Genomic DNA, 16,667 nt, shown 5'->3' with positions numbered 1-16,667 from the left:
TACACTGCACAGACAGGCCGCATAATCAAGGCGGCCCAGAGCGGCCGGTTACCTTCCATCGTGGAATGTCTCCAACAAAGGAAGAGGATCCTGATGATGAGCAAGGAACCGTCGGAAGTTATCCACGCCGCGCTGATTCACGCTGCGGCGACCCTGACTGCGGCCAAGAAGGAAATAATTGAAAAGGCGTCCCCGACCGAGATCAAGGCGCACTTCAAGTCTTTCCTGCACACGCTGGAAACCGGCTGGCGTGAGCATGAAGCCGGCGATCATCACAAATAAGAACCGATGATCCGTGGCATCCGGGTAAATAGGACCCGGATGCCGCATGCAAGGCGTGCCTGATTTATGGCGGCACGAACAGGATTTACTTTCCTGTAAAGAACTTGTTCATGTCGGAGCCGGTCTTGTGGCTCCAGCGGTCCATTTTATTGCCCGTATCGTGGCTCCAGTTATCCAGCTTCTTGCCGGTCCGGTTGCCCCAGTCCTTGACGTCCCGCGTATCGTTGGAGGCTTCGTCATGGGCTGAGCGGGTCTTCTCCCGCGCCACATGTCCCTCGTGACGCACCTTCTGCTTTGCCACGCATGCATCGTAATCTGACGCCTGTGCACAGTCATCGGCATGGGCTGATGTTACGGCCATGCCGGACAGGCCCAGAATACCAAATCCAATCAGTAATGCTTTTCTCATATCTCCCAGTATCCACCCTGTACTTGTGGATATCTGCCTGAAATGCTGAACCCTGCCGGACAGATATCCTGCCTTCGGTTATGGAAAATGACAGAAGGCATGAAATGAAGGATCCTTCCGCATCACCGGCAATACAGTTCACGGAAGGGGCGTATCTAGGTTCAACGCCAGATACGCCCTCCGGTTGCATGGAACTTATTTGCGGAAATCGAGGACGATACGGCCAGCAACTTTCCCATGCTGCAGACGGTCGAAAATATCATTGATATTTTCGAGTTTGTCAGGCGCGACGACCGTTGAAACCTTGCCTTCGGTAAAGAAGGACAGGGCTTCGATCATGTCCAGTCGCGTGCCGACGATGGAGCCGCGGACCGTCGTGCCATTCATGACCATGTCAAAGATCGAAAGCGGAAATTCCCCCGGCGGCAGGCCGTTGAGGACAATCGTCCCCCCCCGCCGGGCATAGCCGATGGCCTGCGTGAACGCGCTGTTGGATACGGCGGTCACAAGCACGCCGTGGGTTCCGCCCGTTTTCTGCTGGATATAGGAAACAGGGTCGGTCGTGCGGGCATTGACGGTAACGCTTGCGCCAAGCCTGCGGGCCTCGTTCAGTTTGCCGTCATCGATATCGACGGCCGCGACATTCAGTCCCATGGCGACGGCATACTGGATCGCCATCTGGCCCAGTCCGCCTGCCCCCGAAATCGCGACCCATTCCCCCGCGCGGGTATCGGTCATTTTCAGGCCTTTATAGACCGTCAGGCCTGCGCACAGGACCGGCGCGGTGCGGATGGGGTCGATGTCCTTGGGCAGGTGCGCCACGTAATTCGGGTCGGCCACGACATATTCCGCAAAGCAGCCGTTGACCGAATATCCGGTGTCTTCCTGCTTTTCACACAGGGTTTCCCAGCCACCCAGGCAATGCTCGCAATGGCCGCAGGCCGAATACAGCCACGGCACGCCCACCACGTCGCCCGTCTTGATCCAGTCCACGGACGACCCGACCTCCACGACATGGCCGATGCCTTCATGTCCGGGAATGAAAGGCGGCTTCGGCTTGACGGGCCAGTCCCCACGCGCGGCATGCAGGTCGGTATGACACACGCCACAGGCGTCCACCTTCACCAGGATCTGGTTGGGACGGATCGAGGGAATATCGAGTTCCTCGATGCTCAGCGGTTTACCGAATTCGCGGACAACCGCCGCTTTCATCTTTCCGGCCATTTAACCCTCTTTCGCAGTATGCCACGCGCGTCAGGCACATATGCGCCGTCCAGGGGAACCCTTTCCCCTGCGTCCTGACTCGACACGGCCTTGTTCAGTCAGCGCATGTTGTCACAAGATGTTCCCGCGCGCATTGATGTGTGTCAGCCTGCCGTGCGTCTCAGTCCCCAGCCAGCCCGTCCAGCCCCTGCGCCAGGTCGGCAATCAGTTCGCCCGTATTTTCCAGCCCGATATGGATGCGGAACGTCGGCCCCGCCTGCGTGACGCTGTCGCACGAACGGGTGATGCCGTGGGTGGTGGGCAGGACCAGGCTTTCGTATCCCCCCCATGATGCGCCGATGCCGAACATGCGCAGCGAATCAATCATCTGTTCCAGCTGGATCAGCGTGAAATCGGGCCGCAGGATGACCCCGAACAGCGAGGACGCGCCAGAAAAATCACGTTTCCAGAATTCATGCCCCGGACATGACGGCAGCGCCGGGTGCAGGACGCGGGCCACTTCGGGACGTGTCTGAAGCCACAGGGCGATATCGATGGCCGATTGCGACTGCCGTTCCTGCCGCACGGGTAATGTCCGTATTCCCCGCAATGTCAGGGCGCAGTCATCCGGCCCCGCCACCTGTCCGGTCTGGATCGCGGTGTCGCGCAGGATGCGCCAGTCCTGTTCGCTGTTGACCGAAATGGCCCCGATGACGGTGTCGGCATGTCCGGCCGGATATTTCGTCAGCGCCTGTATGGAAATGTCGGCGCCATGACGGAATGGCTGGAAGATGCCGATGCCCCACGTATTATCCACGATCAGGCGCGCGCCGTATGCATGGGCCACGCGGGCAAGCATGGGAATGTCCTGCACCTCGAACGAATGGCTGCCCGGACTTTCGCTAAAGACGATCCGGGTATTGGCCCGGCACAGATGCCGCACTTCGGCTTCGGTGGCGCAGGGCGGGAAATAGGTGATATCCACGCCAAAGCGACGCAGGATTTTTTCAGCAAAGCGCCGGGTTGGACCATAGACGGAGTCCGAAATCAGGCAGTGGCCGCCATTGTCCAGAAACGCCAGAAGCGGCAGCATGCATGCCGCCAGACCCGAAGGCGCGATCTGCGTATGGCTGGCGCCCTCGATCGTGGCGATGGCGTGCTCCAGCCGGTACTGGAGCGGCGTGCCCATCGCGCCATAGATCAGTTCATCGTCGTAGCGCCTGTGCCCCGCCTTTTCCATGGCCTCCAGCGAGGAGAACAGGACCGTCGAGCCACGGGCGACCGCCGGATTGACGAAGACGCCCCCATCCCCTTCCGGGGTGTCGCGGGCAATCCGTACCGCAAGCGACGCCAGTTCCCGCCACCCGTGGGAGACGGCATTTCGCAGGTTTTCGTGATCCATGATGTCTTCCTTGCCTGGGCCTGTCATCCGCGCTGCGTCACGATGGGGGTGCCGGGGGTCGATGCCCATTCCGCCCATGAACCGTCATAGACCGCATGCAGGCCCAGTCCGGCCGCCGCCAGGCCAAGGGCCAGCACGCAGGCGGTCATGCCACTGCCGCAGCTACATACGACCTCGCTGTCGGGATGGACGCCTGCGGTTGCGAATATCTGGCGAAGCTCATGCGGGGGCAGCATGCGTCCGTCAGGCCCCAGCACGGTGGTATAGGGCACGTTGGCCGCGCCCGGCATGTGCCCGGACTGGATGCCGGGACGGGGTTCGGGCTGTTCGCCGGTAAAACGCCCGTGCGCGCGGGCATCAAGGATCACGGACGATCGCGGGGCATGCACGATATCCAGCATGTCACCCAGTCCCTTCAGGCGCCGGGTGCGCAGGCGTGCGATGAACCGATGGGTGGCATCGGGCATGACAGGCGTCGGCCCGGTTTCAAGGGGAAGGCCCGCCCCCATCCATGCGGGCAGTCCACCGTCAAGCACCTGCGTCCTGTCATGGCCGAACAGCCCCATCAGCCACCATCCCCGCGCGGCGCAGGGCACACCCTTCTGGTCATAGAAGACGATCCGCACCCCGTCATGCAGCCCCAGGGCCGAGGCCAGCCGGGCAAAGCGCGCCTGTCCCGGCACGGTGTGCGGCAAGGGGGAATCCGGGTCTGAAAATGTGTCGATGTCAAAGCGGCGCGCGCCGGGAATATGTCCCGAAAGGAAACATGTCTGCGGATCGAATGTCTGCCCCGGCAGAGCCTGCGTCGCGTCGAGCACGACGATATCGTCATGCGGCAGGCAGCGGGCAAGTTCTTCGGCGCAAATCAGTGGGTGCATGTCTGTGGCCAATCTTTGGTGTTTGTATGCTTTGCGATAAGGTGCAGCATATTGCGCCATGACGGAAGCGGGGCAACGCATTGTCCACGCATTGCCTGTGCATTGCCACGGAACGGATCACGACAGATTATGGTCGAACGCATAATGATGGGGCTCATGCTGGGGGGGATCGCCTTTGGCTGCGTGCTTGTCCTCTACCCTTTCATGTCGGCCCTGCTGTGGGCGGCGATCCTGACCTTTTCGACATGGCCGATCTATGTCCGGCTCCGGCGCCATACGAACCCGCTGATCGCGGCGCTGGGCATGACGGTCATGTCGGCGCTGGTTCTGGTCGTGCCGCTGACCCTTGTGGTCTCCAGCAGCATCGTCGACCTGCCGCAGACGCTGCCCTATGCCATCAACAGCATCACGACCCTGATCCACCTGCCCTCCCTGCCCGCATGGCTGCAGCATGTTCCGCATATCGGTCCCCAGCTGAATGAAACATGGGAAAAATGGCGCGTTGACGTGGGGAACATCGACCAGATGATACGCCCCTACAGCGGGCGCATCGTGCAGTCGGTCCTTTCGGGCGCCATGCAGCTGGCCAGTGGCCTGGCGCATCTGGGCATGGCGCTGTTCATCGCGTTTTTCTTCTGGCTGGGGGGGGAGGCGCTGGGCGATACGTTCGTGTCCGTCATCCGACGGATTGCCGGGGTCTATGCGGACCGTATCCTGGGGATTATCGGGCGCACCATCCGGGGCACCGTTTACGGGATCATCGGGACCGCCCTGCTGCAGGGCGTGCTGACGGGGGTGGGGTTTGCCATCGCGGGGATATCGAATCCCGTGCTGTGGGGCGGGATTACCGCCTTTATCTCGGTCCTGCCCATCGGTGCGCCGCTGATCTGGATTCCGGCGGCGGTTTTCCTGTTTATCGGGCATCATCCCGGCTGGGGCGTTTTCCTTCTGCTTTACGGAACCATCATCGTGTCGGGGGCCGATCATATCATGCGGCCGATGTTCATTGCCCGTGGCGCGCAGCTTCCCTATCTTCTGACGGTCCTGGGGGTGCTGGGCGGAATCTGGACCTTCGGGGGCCTGGGTATTTTTCTGGGGCCGGTGCTGATTGGTGTGGGATATACACTGACGGCGGAATTTGCCGCGGGCGATCCGGCGACACGCATGTCGCCAGAGGTCAGGGAGCCATTTGTCGAACCATGAATCTTGCGCGTCCGTACCTGCGTCTGCCGGCGGTTGCGGTTCAGCCCGGGACAACGCCCCTGCCTGGATACCAGCCACGGTTCCGACCGGAAAACAGCATCAGGATCATCAGCTGGAACCTGCTGCGCCTGATTGGCGCGACGGTGCGCGATGTCGTGCACCTGATCCATCAGGAAAAACCCGACCTGCTGCTGATGCAGGAGGCAACGGTCGATATCGATGCGCTGCCGACCCTCATCGGTGGTCATTACGCCCGTTCCCCCCTGCCGGGCCGGATCCATGGCGTGGCCTGCTGGAGCCCGTGGCCATACAGGCGGCCGCCAATGACCTGCACCCTGCCCTCCGGCACGCTGATCCGCCGGGTGGCGCAGATTATCGAATGCGGCCCCTTTACCGTCGCCAACGTTCACCTGTCCCATGGGCAGCTCCTGAACCGGCGGCAGTTGCGCCGGATGTCACAGCTTCTGCCGTATCGCGCGGCAATCCTTGGCGATTTCAATCTGGTGGGACCGACCCTGATCCGGCATTTCCGTGATGTCGGGCCGCGCGCGCCCACCCACCGCATGGCCGACGTCCTGCCGATCCGGCTTGACCGCTGCCTGATCCGGGGCCTGACCTGCGTGGAACAGCGCGTGATCGACAATTATGCGTCCGATCACCGCCCGATTTCCGTGCGGCTGGAGATTATTCCTCACAGATAGGGCAGCAGCAGCCGCGCGAAGGCATCGCGCAGCTTGATCGGCAGGCGGCGCCGGTCAAGGTCATGATGGGTCAGGCGTTCATGGCGGTGCTTGGCAATGAAATCGTCAATCGTCGCGGCCAGTGCATCGTCATAGGCCTCCAGATTGATTTCGAAATTCAGCCTCAGGCTGCGCACGTCAAGGTTGGAACTGCCCACAAAGGACCAGTGCCGGTCCACCACCATCAGTTTCGAATGGTTGAAGGGCGGTTTTGCCTGCCATACGCGGCAGCCGGAATCCAGGAAACGCGGCAGGTTCGCCGAACGCGCCCAGTCGATGATGATGTGATTGCTGTGGCGGGGGACGACGATATCGACCTCGATCCCCCGCAGCGCCGCAAGGGCGAGTTCCGTCAGGAACCTGTCATCCGGCAGGAAATAAGGCGTCATCAGGCGGACGGAATGGCGGGCCATGGAAATGGCCTGAAGCATGGTGTACTCGATTTTTTCCAGATCCGAATCAGGCCCCGCCGTCACGATGCGCGTCAGGCTGTCGCCATGGGACTGCTGTTCGGGGAAAAATATGTCCGCCGTCAGTTCCTCGCCGGTCGTAAAGGTCCAGTCGCGGGCAAACGCTTCGCTCAGCTGATGGATGACCGGCCCTGCGATCCTGAAGTGCGTATCGGACACGGGATGGGTAGGGTGCAGGGCGGTCAGGTTCTCCTCCCCGATATTCAGTCCCCCCATGAAGCCGATCCGCCCGTCGACCACAAGAATCTTCTTGTGATCGCGCATGTTGATGAATGGCATGCGCCACGGCAGCATCGAATGCATGAACCGCCCGACCGGAACTCCCGCCCGTTCCAGGATGCGGGCGATGCCGCAATGGAAGTAGCCGCTGCCGACCCCGTCCACCAGCACGCGCACCTGCGCGCCGCGCTGGTGCGCCGCGATCAGGGCGTTGCAGAATTTGTGGCCGATATCGTCGGAACGGAAAATATAAGAACACAGAAGAACCGTGTTCCGGGCATTTCCGATGGCCTCCAGCATCTGGGGATAGGCGCTGTCCCCGTCATGCAGGGGGGTTACGAGATTGCCCGCCAGCAAGGGCCGCTGGGTCAGTTTGCTGACCATTTCCGCCAGCGGGGCGAAACGACCTTCCTCCCCCCGTCGCCAGCGCGACGTCATGGTGCGGCTGTGCCACGGATGAAGGCCGATCATGCGCCTGGCGCGGCGTCTGACACGGTTGATGCCGAACATCGAATACAGGATGCCGCCCGTAAAGGGCATCAGCACCGTTACCCCGATCCAGCCGATGGACGCACCCACGTCGCGCTTGGTCAGCAGGACATGGATGACCACCACTGCGATGACACAGATACGGCACGCCAGGACAAGTGGATCAATAAAATCGGTATAGGTATAAATCATGAGCCAATGATGATTCCATGCATGCCACAGGCGATTATGATAGTACGTCAGGGCCTGAAATATGAAAAACGTGACAGGAATGTCATATCAGGCGTCGGATACCCCGATAATATCGGATGGCGGTATTGCTGATATCTTCCCGTGACAAAGGATAAAGGAATGACGGTTTCCTCCCCTGCTCCGTCCTCATGGCGCAGGCGTGCCACGGGACGGCGTGCCTATCACACCGGGCTGGAGGCGGAACGGAAGGTCATCGACCTGTTGCAGCGGGAGGAATGGACCATTCTGGCCCATCGCGCGCGCACGCAATGGGGTGAAATCGATATCGTTGCCACACGCGGCGGGATGCTGGTCTTTACCGAGGTCAAGGCCCGCCGGTCCGTGATGCAGGCGGGCGATGCCATCGATCACAGGACCATGAGGCGCCTCATGAATGCGGCGCAGGCGTTATGTATGCTCAACAGCAGCTGGCATTACGACGAAATGCGTTTCGATGTCGTCGTTGTCCTGCCTGACGGGAACCTGCATCGCATCGAGGATGCATTCCGTCTGGAATGAAACCTCCCTCGCGATGCGTCCGGCATCAGGTCCGGTGATGGATGCTGGCGCGCGCGTGATGGCTGGTGCCGGCTGCGTGCGGACGATACGCGACTTCATGCACCAGCGAATGACGGACCGGTGATGACGTGACATGATGGACGCGCGTGACAGTGGCGTGATGTCCTGACGAAATCGCATGGCGATAGACGACGTGACGCACCGGCGGCGGTGGCGCGGTCAGCGCGCTGAGCGTCAGGCGATCTGCTTCCATCTCTGTCATGGCATGGCTACGTGCCTGCGCCTGCGGCGTGACGCTGTAGAAAAAACCCGCGCAAACCACCGACAATGTCGTGATTCGCAAGCACGTATGACGCATCTGACACTCCAATTCAGTCATTGCAGCGAAGCTACGCAAAACAGGGCATGCAAGGCAAGGCTCTGGACCGGTTGAAACAAAAAAAAGCGGATGGACACGTATCCTGTGTCCATCCGCTTCCATGATTTCAGGCTTTGAGCCGCCGTGTTCAGGCAGATGCCGGAACAATGCCCTTTTCAGCCAGAAGCTTTTCCAGTTCGCCGGACTGGTACATCTCGGTCACGATGTCGCATCCGCCGATGAATTCGCCCTTTACGTAAAGCTGGGGCACCGTCGGCCAGTTGGAAAAGTCCTTGATGCCCTGACGCAGGGCCGGATCTTCCAGGACGTTGGCGGTCTTGAACGGTACGCCCATATGCTTGAGGATCTGCACGACACGTGCGGAAAAACCGCACTGCGGGAAGGTTGCATCGCCCTTCATGTACAGCATGACCGGATTGGCGTCGATCTGCGACTGGATCTGCTGCGTGATGGTTTCGGCCATAATAATGGACTCCTCGTTTGGAAAGCTGGATTTCTGCCTTAAGCTTCAGTCCGGCGTGCTGGTCTGAAGGGCCAGCGCATGCAGCTTGCCCCCCATATGTCCCTGCAACGCATCATAAACCAGTTGGTGCTGTCGGACGCGCGACAGGCCCCGGAACGCATTGCTTACAACCTTGCAGGCATAATGGTCGCCGTCGCCGGCAAGGTCGTCGATGCGGATCTGTGCATCGGGCAACGCTTCGCGAATATAGGTCTCGATTTCCTGGGCCGTCATGGCCATCGACTGTTCTCCTGCCTGTCCCTGCTGCTCAACGGTCCATCAGTCGCGGGAAGAATTCTGAATTCACCGCCACAAGACGTGCCTTTGATATTGTGGAGCCATTGGGCAATGTCAAACCGTCCCCGCCACTTTGGCCCAGCCTGCGGCACGGGATCGAGGCCTGCTGCGCCCGGTCCATGAAGGACTGGCCATCGCGGACCGCGACAACGTAGCGGGACTGGTCCTCGCCGAACCAGAAAGCTTCGGGGCGCATCCCGGCCTGCGGAGCCAGCAAGGTGCAGCCCGCCTCCCCCGCCATGACCATTTCTGCCACCGTCACCAGCAGGCCACCATCCGCGATGTCATGGCATGCCGTAATCGTGCCGTCCAGAATGGCCGCGCGCACGAAATCGCCATTGCGGCGTTCGGCCTGCAGGTCAACCGTTGGCGGTTCGCCATCCTGACTGCCGTGGATTTCACGCAGCCACAGGGACTGTCCCAGTTCGCCCCGTGTCTCGCCAATCAGGAACAGGTCACATCCGTCGGGCATGCCCAGTCCGACAGCTTTGGAGACATCGTCGAACACGCCGAGGCCGCCGATCGCGGGCGTGGGCAGGATGGACACGGACTCCCCATCCGGGCCACGCGTCTCGTTGTAGAGCGAGACATTGCCGCTGACGACCGGGAAGTCGAGCGCGCGGCATGCCTCGCCCATTCCGGCGATGGCATCGACGAACTGTCCCATGACCTCGGGCTTTTCAGGGGAGCCGAAGTTGAGGTTGTCCGTCACCGCCAGCGGCCGCGCGCCTGTGGCCGTGATGTTGCGCCATGCCTCGGCCACCGCCTGCGCCCCGCCCGTCTTTGCGTTCGCGCGGCAGTAACGCGGCGTGCAGTCCGTCGTCATGGCTAGGCCGATTTTCGTATCCTCGACCTGAATGATGGCGGCATCGGCGGCGCCGGGCCGGCGGACGGTCTGGCCGCCGACGGTGCTGTCGTACTGGTTCCAGACCCATTCGCGCGAAGCAAGGTCCGGGCAGCGGATTAGCCGCAGCAGGGCCTGTTCGATTCCCACCGGGTCGGTAATCGCCTCCAGCGGCACGGGCGGCAGGGCCGGCGCGGTGGGACGGTGATAGACGGGGGCCTGATCCGCCAGCGGCGCGAGCGGAATGTCGGCCTCCGTCTCGCCCTTGTGGCGCAGGACGATGCGTCCCGTATCGGTCAGGTGGCCGATGACGGCGAAATCCAGCTCCCATTTCTCGAAAATGGCGCGGGCCTGTTCGGTGCGGTCGGGACGGATGACGATCAGCATCCGCTCCTGACTTTCCGACAGCATCATTTCATAGGCCGTCATCCCGCGTTCACGCTGCGGCACCTTGTCGAGGTCAAGCTCGATGCCGACCCCGCCCTTGCCCGCCATTTCGACGGCGGATGACGTCAGCCCGGCCGCGCCCATGTCCTGAATGGCGACGATCGCGTCGGTCGCCATCAGTTCCAGGCATGCCTCGATCAGCAGTTTTTCAACGAACGGGTCGCCGACCTGCACCGTCGGCCGCTTCGCCAGCGCGTCTTCGTCGAATTCGGACGAGGACATGGTGGCGCCGTGGATGCCGTCACGTCCCGTCTTGGATCCCACATAGATGACGGGATTGCCCACCCCGGCCGCGGCTGAAAGGAAGATGCGGTCCTGCCGGGCCACGCCAACCGTCATCGCATTGACCAGCGGGTTACCGTCATAGGCCGGATGGAAATTGATTTCCCCGCCCACCGTGGGCACGCCGACGCAGTTGCCGTAACCGCCGATGCCGCGCACCACGCCATCGACAATGCGTCGCGTCTGCGGGTTGTCGGGATTGCCAAAGCGCAGGGCGTTCAGGTTGGCGACCGGCCGCGCGCCCATGGTGAAGACATCGCGCAGGATGCCGCCCACCCCCGTTGCAGCCCCCTGATAGGGTTCGATGAAGGAGGGATGGTTGTGGCTTTCCATCTTGAAGATGGCGGCAAGTCCCTGCCCGATATCGACGACGCCCGCATTTTCCCCCGGTCCGTGGATGACCCAAGGCGCCTTGGTCGGCAGCGTCTTGAGAAACGCGCGGGAGGATTTGTAGGAGCAGTGCTCCGACCACATGACGGAAAAGATGCCGAGTTCGGTCAGGCTGGGCGTGCGTCCCATGATGGACAGCACGTTGTCATATTCCTCGGCGGTAAGGCCGAATTCCTTTGCCAGCGCCGCGTCGACGGGCTTCTGTGCTGTTTTGCTCATCCGACCAGCGCCTCCACCAGACCTGTAAACAGGGGCTTTCCGTCCTCGCCACCCATCAGGGGATCAACCAGATCCTCGGGGTGTGGCATCATGCCGCAGATCCGCAGGTTTTCGCTGAAGACACCGGCAATGGCCCTCATGCTTCCGTTGGGGTTGAGGGTGACGTCCGCGACATCCAGACGTCCGTCCGGCGCGACATAGCGGAAGGCGACGCGCCCCTCCCCCTCCAGCATGCGGATCGTTTCCTGATCGGCGATGTAGTTGCCATCCCCATGCGCCATGGGCGTGCGGAACACGTCATGGCGTTTCCAGTGACGGGTAAAGGGCGTATCATTGCGTTCAACGCGCAGGAAACAGTCCTGCGACAGGAAACGCAGCGACGCATTGCGCAGCAGCGCCCCGGGCAGGAGCTGCGCCTCCGTCAGGATCTGAAAGCCGTTGCATACGCCAAGGATATGGCCGCCCGCCTGCGCGAAGCGGCGGATGGCGGGCATGATCGGCGCATGGGCCGCCATCGCGCCACAGCGAAGGTAATCGCCATAGCTGAACCCCCCGGGCAGCACGACCAGATCCAGATCCGGCAGTTCCGTTTCGCGGTGCCAGATCATGCGCGGGGCGACGCCGGTCACGCTGCGCAGCGCGATCGCCATGTCACGTTCCCGGTTGGTGCCGGGAAAAACAACGATGCCCGCCTTCATTTGTGATCGCCGCAGGGATAGGATTCGTGAAGCGCGGTAAATACCGCCTCCCCCGCCGGACGGGAAAGCTGGTCATGGTGATCCTTCATCCATCCCACGACCTTCCCCCGCATATCCGTCAGCGTCGTGGCGGGCGCGATGCAGAACGCGGCGACATCCTTGTCATCCTTTTCCGCGTTGCGTTCGAACAGGTGGCCAAGCGCCACCGCGTCCGCCACGCCGGAAATATAGGAATCACACAACCCGGTGCCAGACGCCCGCGTGCACAGCGTCCCGAGCTGGGACGCGGGCATGCGCGAAACCCGCTGCGCCTGCGCGCCCGACATGGGCAGCAGCCCCGCGCCCACGGCGCAGGCGGCAAGGAAAATGCCAGTTGCCGTCTTCATTCAACGACCTCCGCCGCGAAATCCTCGATCACCAGATTGGCAAGCAGCGCGCGCGCCATTTCGTTGGCCTGCACGATGGCGCGGGCCGGATCGCTTTCGGCGATTTCAAGGTCGATCACGCGGCCGATGCGCACATCGCCGACATTCTTGAATTCCAGCACATGCAGCGCATGTTCCACCGCCTTGCCCTGCGGGTCCAGCACGCCGTCCTTGAGCATGACCGTCACGCGTACTTTCATTGCATTACCTCCGGTCCCTTCATGTCGGAATTTGTGGCCTCGGGAAGGATACCCAGGCGCATGGCCACTTCCTGATAGGCTTCCTCGACCTTGCCCATGTCCTGGCGGAAACGGTCCTTGTCAAGTTTCTGGCTGGTCTTGGCATCCCACAGGCGACAGTTGTCTGGCGAAATCTCGTCCGCCAGCACGATGCGCATGTTGTCGTTTTCCCACAGCCGGCCGAACTCGAGCTTGAAATCGACCAGCGTGATGCCGATGCCGATGAACAGCCCGCACAGGAAATCGTTGATCCGCATGCTCAGCGATACGATATCCTCGAGGTCGTGGGCGCAGGCCCAGCCGAACGCGGTGATATGTTCCTCGCTGACCATCGGGTCATGCAGGCTGTCGTTCTTGTAGTAATATTCGACGATCGGATGCGGCAGGCGCGTGCCTTCCTTGATGCCCAGGCGCTTGCTCAGGCTGCCGGCGGCGACGTTGCGGATCACGACCTCCAGCGGGATGATCTCCACCTCGCGGATCAGCTGTTCGCGCATGTTCAGTCGGCGGATGAAATGGGTGGGGATCCCGATTTCATGCAGGCGCAGCATCAGGTGTTCGCTGATCCGGTTGTTCAGGACGCCCTTGCCGGTAATGACGCCCTTCTTGGCGCCGTTGCCGGCGGTGGCATCGTCCTTGAAATACTGGACCAAGGTGCCTGGTTCCGGCCCCTCGAAAAGGATTTTCGCTTTTCCCTCATAAAGCTGGCGGCGGCGGCCCATACTCGTCCTTCACATAAGGCTGTGGGAAGCATGCCGCAGGCATCCCTCCCTGCGGGTCCGCAACAGGACCCAGAATGATGCGCATGCCATAGCAGCGATTGCGCATCGAAGATACCATAACGTTTCTATGTTCCTGTCGTGTCGGCATCATCACGGCGCGTGTCAAGGTCAACCGGCGCATAGCCCACCCTGTCGGGCGCACCAGCGGCAAAGAACCATGACCGCCCCCCCGGAGCACCCGGATCGCGCGAGACACCCAGCGCCGATGAACTGCATGTCCCGAAGCCCGAACGCGGCGGGATGTTCAGTTCGCTGCCGGCGGGAAGCGACCTGTCGGCCAGCAGCGTCGTCCAGCTGCTCCATTGCGGGGGGACCGGGCGGGCCGCGTCACGGAAACGGGGCAGATGGCGCGCGATGCGTGGCATGGACATGTCGTCGGGGTCCGTGGTCGCGACCATGTGCACGCCCGCGCCAAGCGCGATGACCTGCGGGGCGCCGTATCCCGGCCCGCGGATGAAAAAGGCGTCGGTGCCGTCACCCACGATCATGTTGAACGACCGCCATTCCCCCGCGTCCAGCGTGGCGATGCGCGCGACAGCATCGCGCGCGCTGGAATGATCCCCCACCATCAGCGGCAGTTCCCCGCGCGAACGCTTGCCCGGCGCAGGGCCAAGGCTGCCGACGCGGTTCATGATCGCCCCGATCACGCCCGCGTCGTTCATGGTCAGCCATGATCCCCCTGCCACGCAGTCGCGCCCCCCCACGACCTGCGGGTGTTCGCGCCAGTGACGGCCCGGTGGTTCCCAGGGACGGTCGAGGCGTTCGTCACGATTGGCCGCCAGCAGCAGCGGCCATGCCTGATCCGGCTGGTGGGAGATAACGACAGTACACACGCCTTTGATCCTGTATGTCGGGGCCTGCGGTCAGGCCCGGTGGGCGGACGGCGGCGCGCATCCGGCTTCCGCGATGCCCGCCGCCGCCGCATCCATGGTCCCGCAGTCAGGCGGATTTGGGACCAGTTTCACCAAAGACGCGACGATAGGTATGATCCAGCTGCCGCAGGTGCGCCCTGCTGTCCATTGCCGCGTCGAGCACTTCGGCGGGAACACGGCCCGCGACTTCCGGATCGGCATCCAGGTTTTCGCGGAATGTCCTGCCGTCCGGCTGTCCCAGCTTGGTCCATGTCTCCATCGCGTTGCGCTGCACGATGCGATAGGCATCTTCACGCAGGATCCCCGCGCGCGCAAGCGCCAGCAGCACCTCGCCCGAATGGACGACGCCGCCGAGGCTTTCGATATTGGCCTGCATGCGATCGGGATAGACCACAAGCTTTTCCATCATGCCCGTCAGCCGGACAAGCGCGAAATCAAGGCCGATCGTGCCATCGGGACAGATGTTGCGCTCCACCGACGAATGGCTGATGTCGCGTTCGTGCCACAACGCCACGTTTTCCAGCGCGGGGATGACATGCGAACGCACCAAGCGGGCAAGTCCCGTCAGGTTTTCCGACAGCACCGGATTGCGCTTGTGCGGCATCGCGGAGGAGCCTTTCTGCCCCGGATGGAAGAATTCTTCCGCCTCGCGCACTTCGGAACGCTGCAGGTGGCGGACTTCGACCGCCAGACGCTCGATCCCGCTGGCGATGACGGCAAGCGCGCAGAAATAGGCGGCATGCCGGTCGCGCGGAATGATCTGCGTGGAAACGCCCTCGGGCTGCAGGCCGAGCTTTTCCGCCACGTATTCCTCGACCCGCGGGTCAATATGGGCATAGGTGCCGACCGCGCCTGAAATCGCGCAGACGGCAATTTCCTCACGCGCGCGGAGCAGGCGTTCACGGTTGCGGGCGAATTCCGCGTAATGTCCGGCCAGCTTGAGGCCGAAGGAAGTCGGTTCGGCATGGATGGCGTGGCTGCGGCCGATGGTCAGCGTATGCTTGTGCTCGAACGCCCGTCCCTTCAGCGCCTCCAGCAGCGCGTCCAGATCCTTCAGCAGTAGGTCGGTCGCCTGCACCATCTGTACCGACAGGCACGTATCAAGCACATCGGAGGAGGTCATTCCCAGATGGACAAAGCGGCTGTCGGGCCCGACCTTTTCCGCAAGCCATGTCAGGAACGCGATGACGTCGTGGCGGGTCACGGCCTCGATCTCGTCAATCCGGTCCAGGTCGGCCTGGGTGAACGCCGCCATGGCGGCATCGCCCTTTTCGCGGATCGTGCGCGCGGACTCTTCAGGGATGGCGCCATATCTGGCCATGGCTTCGCAGGCCAGGGCCTCGATCTCGAACCAGATACGGTACCGGTTTTCCGGGGACCAGATGGCGGCCATCACCGGCCGGGTATAACGCGGGACCATTGCGGTGGATTTCCTTAACAAAATGGGCGGTATGGGAATGTGGGTCCTTTCCTAGCCAATTCCGCGTCGCGCGTCTTCCCTTTCGTGCATATTTCAAATCCCGATACGCGCGATTGCATGGTGTTGGCATCCCACGGCATATTATCCGACAGACCGGTTCATATTCCGGTTCATATTCATGTCCTGAAATGGACAGTACAACAGGATATCCCTGCCTTATGTTATTTGCCGTTTCCGCTTCGTCCCTTTATGCGCTGGGGCAGGTTGTCCTTATCGATCTTACGCTTGCGGGTGATAACGCGATTGTCGTCGGAATGGCGGTGCGTGGCCTGCCCGCCCCGCAGCGGCGCATCGCGATTCTGGCAGGTGTCCTCGGCGCGGCGCTGATCCGGATCTGTCTTGCGCTGGTGGCGGTCAGGCTGCTGGCGATCATCGGCCTGACACTGGCGGGCGGGCTGCTGCTGCTGTGGGTATGCTGGCGCATGTATCGCGAAATGCGTGGCAATCCGGGGGAACATGCCGACGCTGCCCCCGCGCCGGGGTCCCTGCGCAATGCGATTGTCCGCATCATCGTGGCGGACCTGTCCATGAGTCTCGATAACGTGCTGGCGGTCGCCGGCGCGGCGGGGGAACATGTGGGCGTTCTGGTGACGGGACTTGTCGTGTCGGTGCTGATGATGGCCATTGCCGCATCGCTGATCGCGCGTCTTCTGGAACGTTACCGCTGGATTTCATGGATTGGCCTGCTCGTGGTGCTAGCAGTGGCGATCGAGCTGATCGTCAAGGGAGGAGGTGAAGTGTGGACCCATATCTCCTGAAGGGTGGA

At 62.1% G+C, this 16,667-nt stretch carries 20 protein-coding genes; 5 read left to right on the top strand and 15 right to left on the bottom strand.

Translation table 11 applies throughout. The annotated features are described in order from the left end of the window. On the top strand, positions 1–282 hold a 282-nt coding region (locus tag NJLHNGOC_RS13070), incomplete at its 5' end, for a hypothetical protein (RefSeq protein WP_239021528.1). An 85-nt stretch (positions 283–367) separates the two neighbouring features. On the opposite strand, the gene NJLHNGOC_RS13065 is transcribed toward NJLHNGOC_RS13070, so the two are convergent. The 4 genes from NJLHNGOC_RS13065 to NJLHNGOC_RS13050 form a co-directional block, all read right to left on the bottom strand. Beyond that, positions 368–691 (bottom strand): hypothetical protein, encoded by a 324-nt coding sequence (locus tag NJLHNGOC_RS13065; RefSeq protein ID WP_113596752.1) that lies wholly within the window; start codon positions 689–691, stop codon positions 368–370. Between the two features lie 195 nt (positions 692–886). Further along, positions 887–1,915: an alcohol dehydrogenase AdhP gene (gene adhP / locus NJLHNGOC_RS13060; RefSeq protein WP_110529329.1), complete on the bottom strand. Its 1,029-nt coding sequence runs from the start codon at positions 1,913–1,915 to the stop codon at positions 887–889. A gap of 160 nt (positions 1,916–2,075) precedes the next feature. Then, entirely contained in the window at positions 2,076–3,296 is a 1,221-nt protein-coding gene (gene metC, locus NJLHNGOC_RS13055; protein WP_206059796.1) for a cystathionine beta-lyase, read from the bottom strand. 23 nt (positions 3,297–3,319) lie between these two features. After that, complete coding sequence (locus tag NJLHNGOC_RS13050; protein WP_113596751.1) at positions 3,320–4,174, bottom strand: sulfurtransferase; 855 nt, start codon at positions 4,172–4,174, stop codon at positions 3,320–3,322. A gap of 129 nt (positions 4,175–4,303) precedes the next feature. On the opposite strand from NJLHNGOC_RS13050, the gene NJLHNGOC_RS13045 reads away from it, so the two are divergent. Together NJLHNGOC_RS13045 and NJLHNGOC_RS13040 are read left to right on the top strand one after the other, a co-directional pair. Then, entirely contained in the window at positions 4,304–5,377 is a 1,074-nt protein-coding gene (locus NJLHNGOC_RS13045) for an AI-2E family transporter (RefSeq protein WP_113596750.1), read from the top strand. Continuing rightward, positions 5,374–6,078 (top strand): endonuclease/exonuclease/phosphatase family protein, encoded by a 705-nt coding sequence (locus NJLHNGOC_RS13040; protein ID WP_110529318.1) that lies wholly within the window; start codon positions 5,374–5,376, stop codon positions 6,076–6,078. Before NJLHNGOC_RS13045 ends, NJLHNGOC_RS13040 begins: the two co-directional genes overlap by 4 nt. Here the strand turns inward: NJLHNGOC_RS13040 and cls are convergent. After that, positions 6,069–7,487, bottom strand: coding sequence for a cardiolipin synthase (gene cls / locus NJLHNGOC_RS13035; protein WP_113596749.1), 1,419 nt, complete (start codon positions 7,485–7,487; stop codon positions 6,069–6,071). The two genes, NJLHNGOC_RS13040 and cls, sit on opposite strands and share 10 nt — an antisense overlap. A gap of 159 nt (positions 7,488–7,646) precedes the next feature. Between cls and NJLHNGOC_RS13030 the strand changes: the two genes are divergently transcribed. Further along, positions 7,647–8,045, top strand: coding sequence for a YraN family protein (locus tag NJLHNGOC_RS13030; RefSeq protein WP_113596748.1), 399 nt, complete (start codon positions 7,647–7,649; stop codon positions 8,043–8,045). Positions 8,046–8,070: 25 nt separating this feature from the next. Here NJLHNGOC_RS13030 and NJLHNGOC_RS13025 read toward each other — a convergent pair whose 3' ends face one another. From NJLHNGOC_RS13025 to purB, 10 genes are all read right to left on the bottom strand, one after another. Beyond that, positions 8,071–8,367 (bottom strand): hypothetical protein, encoded by a 297-nt coding sequence (locus NJLHNGOC_RS13025; protein WP_239021530.1) that lies wholly within the window; start codon positions 8,365–8,367, stop codon positions 8,071–8,073. A gap of 184 nt (positions 8,368–8,551) precedes the next feature. Continuing rightward, a complete protein-coding gene (gene grxD, locus NJLHNGOC_RS13020) occupies positions 8,552–8,887 on the bottom strand; it encodes a Grx4 family monothiol glutaredoxin (RefSeq protein WP_113596746.1) in 336 nt (111 codons plus the stop codon). Positions 8,888–8,932: 45 nt separating this feature from the next. Next, positions 8,933–9,166 carry a BolA family protein gene (locus NJLHNGOC_RS13015; RefSeq protein WP_113596745.1) on the bottom strand — a complete coding sequence of 78 codons (234 nt, stop codon included), beginning with the start codon at positions 9,164–9,166 and terminating at the stop codon, positions 8,933–8,935. A 28-nt stretch (positions 9,167–9,194) separates the two neighbouring features. Next, positions 9,195–11,405: a phosphoribosylformylglycinamidine synthase subunit PurL gene (gene purL, locus NJLHNGOC_RS13010; RefSeq protein WP_113596744.1), complete on the bottom strand. Its 2,211-nt coding sequence runs from the start codon at positions 11,403–11,405 to the stop codon at positions 9,195–9,197. Beyond that, positions 11,402–12,103, bottom strand: a complete 702-nt coding sequence (gene purQ, locus NJLHNGOC_RS13005) for a phosphoribosylformylglycinamidine synthase subunit PurQ (RefSeq protein ID WP_113596743.1) — start codon at positions 12,101–12,103, stop codon at positions 11,402–11,404. Before purQ ends, purL begins: the two co-directional genes overlap by 4 nt. Further along, positions 12,100–12,489: a Rap1a/Tai family immunity protein gene (locus NJLHNGOC_RS13000; protein WP_113596742.1), complete on the bottom strand. Its 390-nt coding sequence runs from the start codon at positions 12,487–12,489 to the stop codon at positions 12,100–12,102. Before NJLHNGOC_RS13000 ends, purQ begins: the two co-directional genes overlap by 4 nt. After that, a complete protein-coding gene (gene purS, locus NJLHNGOC_RS12995) occupies positions 12,486–12,728 on the bottom strand; it encodes a phosphoribosylformylglycinamidine synthase subunit PurS (RefSeq protein ID WP_113596741.1) in 243 nt (80 codons plus the stop codon). The genes NJLHNGOC_RS13000 and purS overlap by 4 nt, the downstream gene beginning before the upstream one ends. After that, entirely contained in the window at positions 12,725–13,489 is a 765-nt protein-coding gene (gene purC / locus NJLHNGOC_RS12990; protein ID WP_110529290.1) for a phosphoribosylaminoimidazolesuccinocarboxamide synthase, read from the bottom strand. Before purC ends, purS begins: the two co-directional genes overlap by 4 nt. A gap of 125 nt (positions 13,490–13,614) precedes the next feature. Next, positions 13,615–14,382: an NRDE family protein gene (locus NJLHNGOC_RS12985; protein WP_113596740.1), complete on the bottom strand. Its 768-nt coding sequence runs from the start codon at positions 14,380–14,382 to the stop codon at positions 13,615–13,617. 106 nt (positions 14,383–14,488) lie between these two features. Then, positions 14,489–15,841 (bottom strand): adenylosuccinate lyase, encoded by a 1,353-nt coding sequence (purB, locus tag NJLHNGOC_RS12980; protein ID WP_113596739.1) that lies wholly within the window; start codon positions 15,839–15,841, stop codon positions 14,489–14,491. Between the two features lie 218 nt (positions 15,842–16,059). Between purB and NJLHNGOC_RS12975 the strand changes: the two genes are divergently transcribed. Continuing rightward, the gene (locus tag NJLHNGOC_RS12975) at positions 16,060–16,659 is read left to right on the top strand and encodes a YjbE family putative metal transport protein (RefSeq protein WP_113596738.1); all 600 of its coding nucleotides are present in this window, start codon (positions 16,060–16,062) and stop codon (positions 16,657–16,659) included. Positions 16,660–16,667 lie beyond the last annotated feature (8 nt).

Origin of the sequence: Novacetimonas cocois (assembly GCF_003311635.1) — a bacterium.
Classification (GTDB): Bacteria; Pseudomonadota; Alphaproteobacteria; order Acetobacterales; family Acetobacteraceae; genus Novacetimonas; species Novacetimonas cocois.
Note: the sequence above shows the minus strand (reverse complement) of the source record. Positions and strands in the feature narration are given on the sequence as shown.

Excerpts from the sequence above, each read along its gene's own strand:
- NJLHNGOC_RS12975 (WP_113596738.1), top strand. The coding sequence starts at position 16,060 with ATGTTATTTGCCGTTTCCGCTTCGTCCCTTTATGCGCTGGGGCAGGTT.
- purS (WP_113596741.1), bottom strand. The coding sequence starts at position 12,728 with ATGAAAGTACGCGTGACGGTCATGCTCAAGGACGGCGTGCTGGACCCG.
- purQ (WP_113596743.1), bottom strand. The coding sequence starts at position 12,103 with ATGAAGGCGGGCATCGTTGTTTTTCCCGGCACCAACCGGGAACGTGAC.
- NJLHNGOC_RS13030 (WP_113596748.1), top strand. The coding sequence starts at position 7,647 with ATGACGGTTTCCTCCCCTGCTCCGTCCTCATGGCGCAGGCGTGCCACG.
- purC (WP_110529290.1), bottom strand. The coding sequence starts at position 13,489 with ATGGGCCGCCGCCGCCAGCTTTATGAGGGAAAAGCGAAAATCCTTTTC.
- purB (WP_113596739.1), bottom strand. The coding sequence starts at position 15,841 with ATGGTCCCGCGTTATACCCGGCCGGTGATGGCCGCCATCTGGTCCCCG.
- grxD (WP_113596746.1), bottom strand. The coding sequence starts at position 8,887 with ATGGCCGAAACCATCACGCAGCAGATCCAGTCGCAGATCGACGCCAAT.
- cls (WP_113596749.1), bottom strand. The coding sequence starts at position 7,487 with ATGATTTATACCTATACCGATTTTATTGATCCACTTGTCCTGGCGTGC.
- NJLHNGOC_RS13065 (WP_113596752.1), bottom strand. The coding sequence starts at position 691 with ATGAGAAAAGCATTACTGATTGGATTTGGTATTCTGGGCCTGTCCGGC.
- NJLHNGOC_RS13000 (WP_113596742.1), bottom strand. The coding sequence starts at position 12,489 with ATGAAGACGGCAACTGGCATTTTCCTTGCCGCCTGCGCCGTGGGCGCG.
- adhP (WP_110529329.1), bottom strand. The coding sequence starts at position 1,915 with ATGGCCGGAAAGATGAAAGCGGCGGTTGTCCGCGAATTCGGTAAACCG.
- NJLHNGOC_RS13015 (WP_113596745.1), bottom strand. The coding sequence starts at position 9,166 with ATGGCCATGACGGCCCAGGAAATCGAGACCTATATTCGCGAAGCGTTG.
- metC (WP_206059796.1), bottom strand. The coding sequence starts at position 3,296 with ATGGATCACGAAAACCTGCGAAATGCCGTCTCCCACGGGTGGCGGGAA.
- NJLHNGOC_RS13045 (WP_113596750.1), top strand. The coding sequence starts at position 4,304 with ATGGTCGAACGCATAATGATGGGGCTCATGCTGGGGGGGATCGCCTTT.
- purL (WP_113596744.1), bottom strand. The coding sequence starts at position 11,405 with ATGAGCAAAACAGCACAGAAGCCCGTCGACGCGGCGCTGGCAAAGGAA.
- NJLHNGOC_RS13040 (WP_110529318.1), top strand. The coding sequence starts at position 5,374 with ATGAATCTTGCGCGTCCGTACCTGCGTCTGCCGGCGGTTGCGGTTCAG.
- NJLHNGOC_RS13050 (WP_113596751.1), bottom strand. The coding sequence starts at position 4,174 with ATGCACCCACTGATTTGCGCCGAAGAACTTGCCCGCTGCCTGCCGCAT.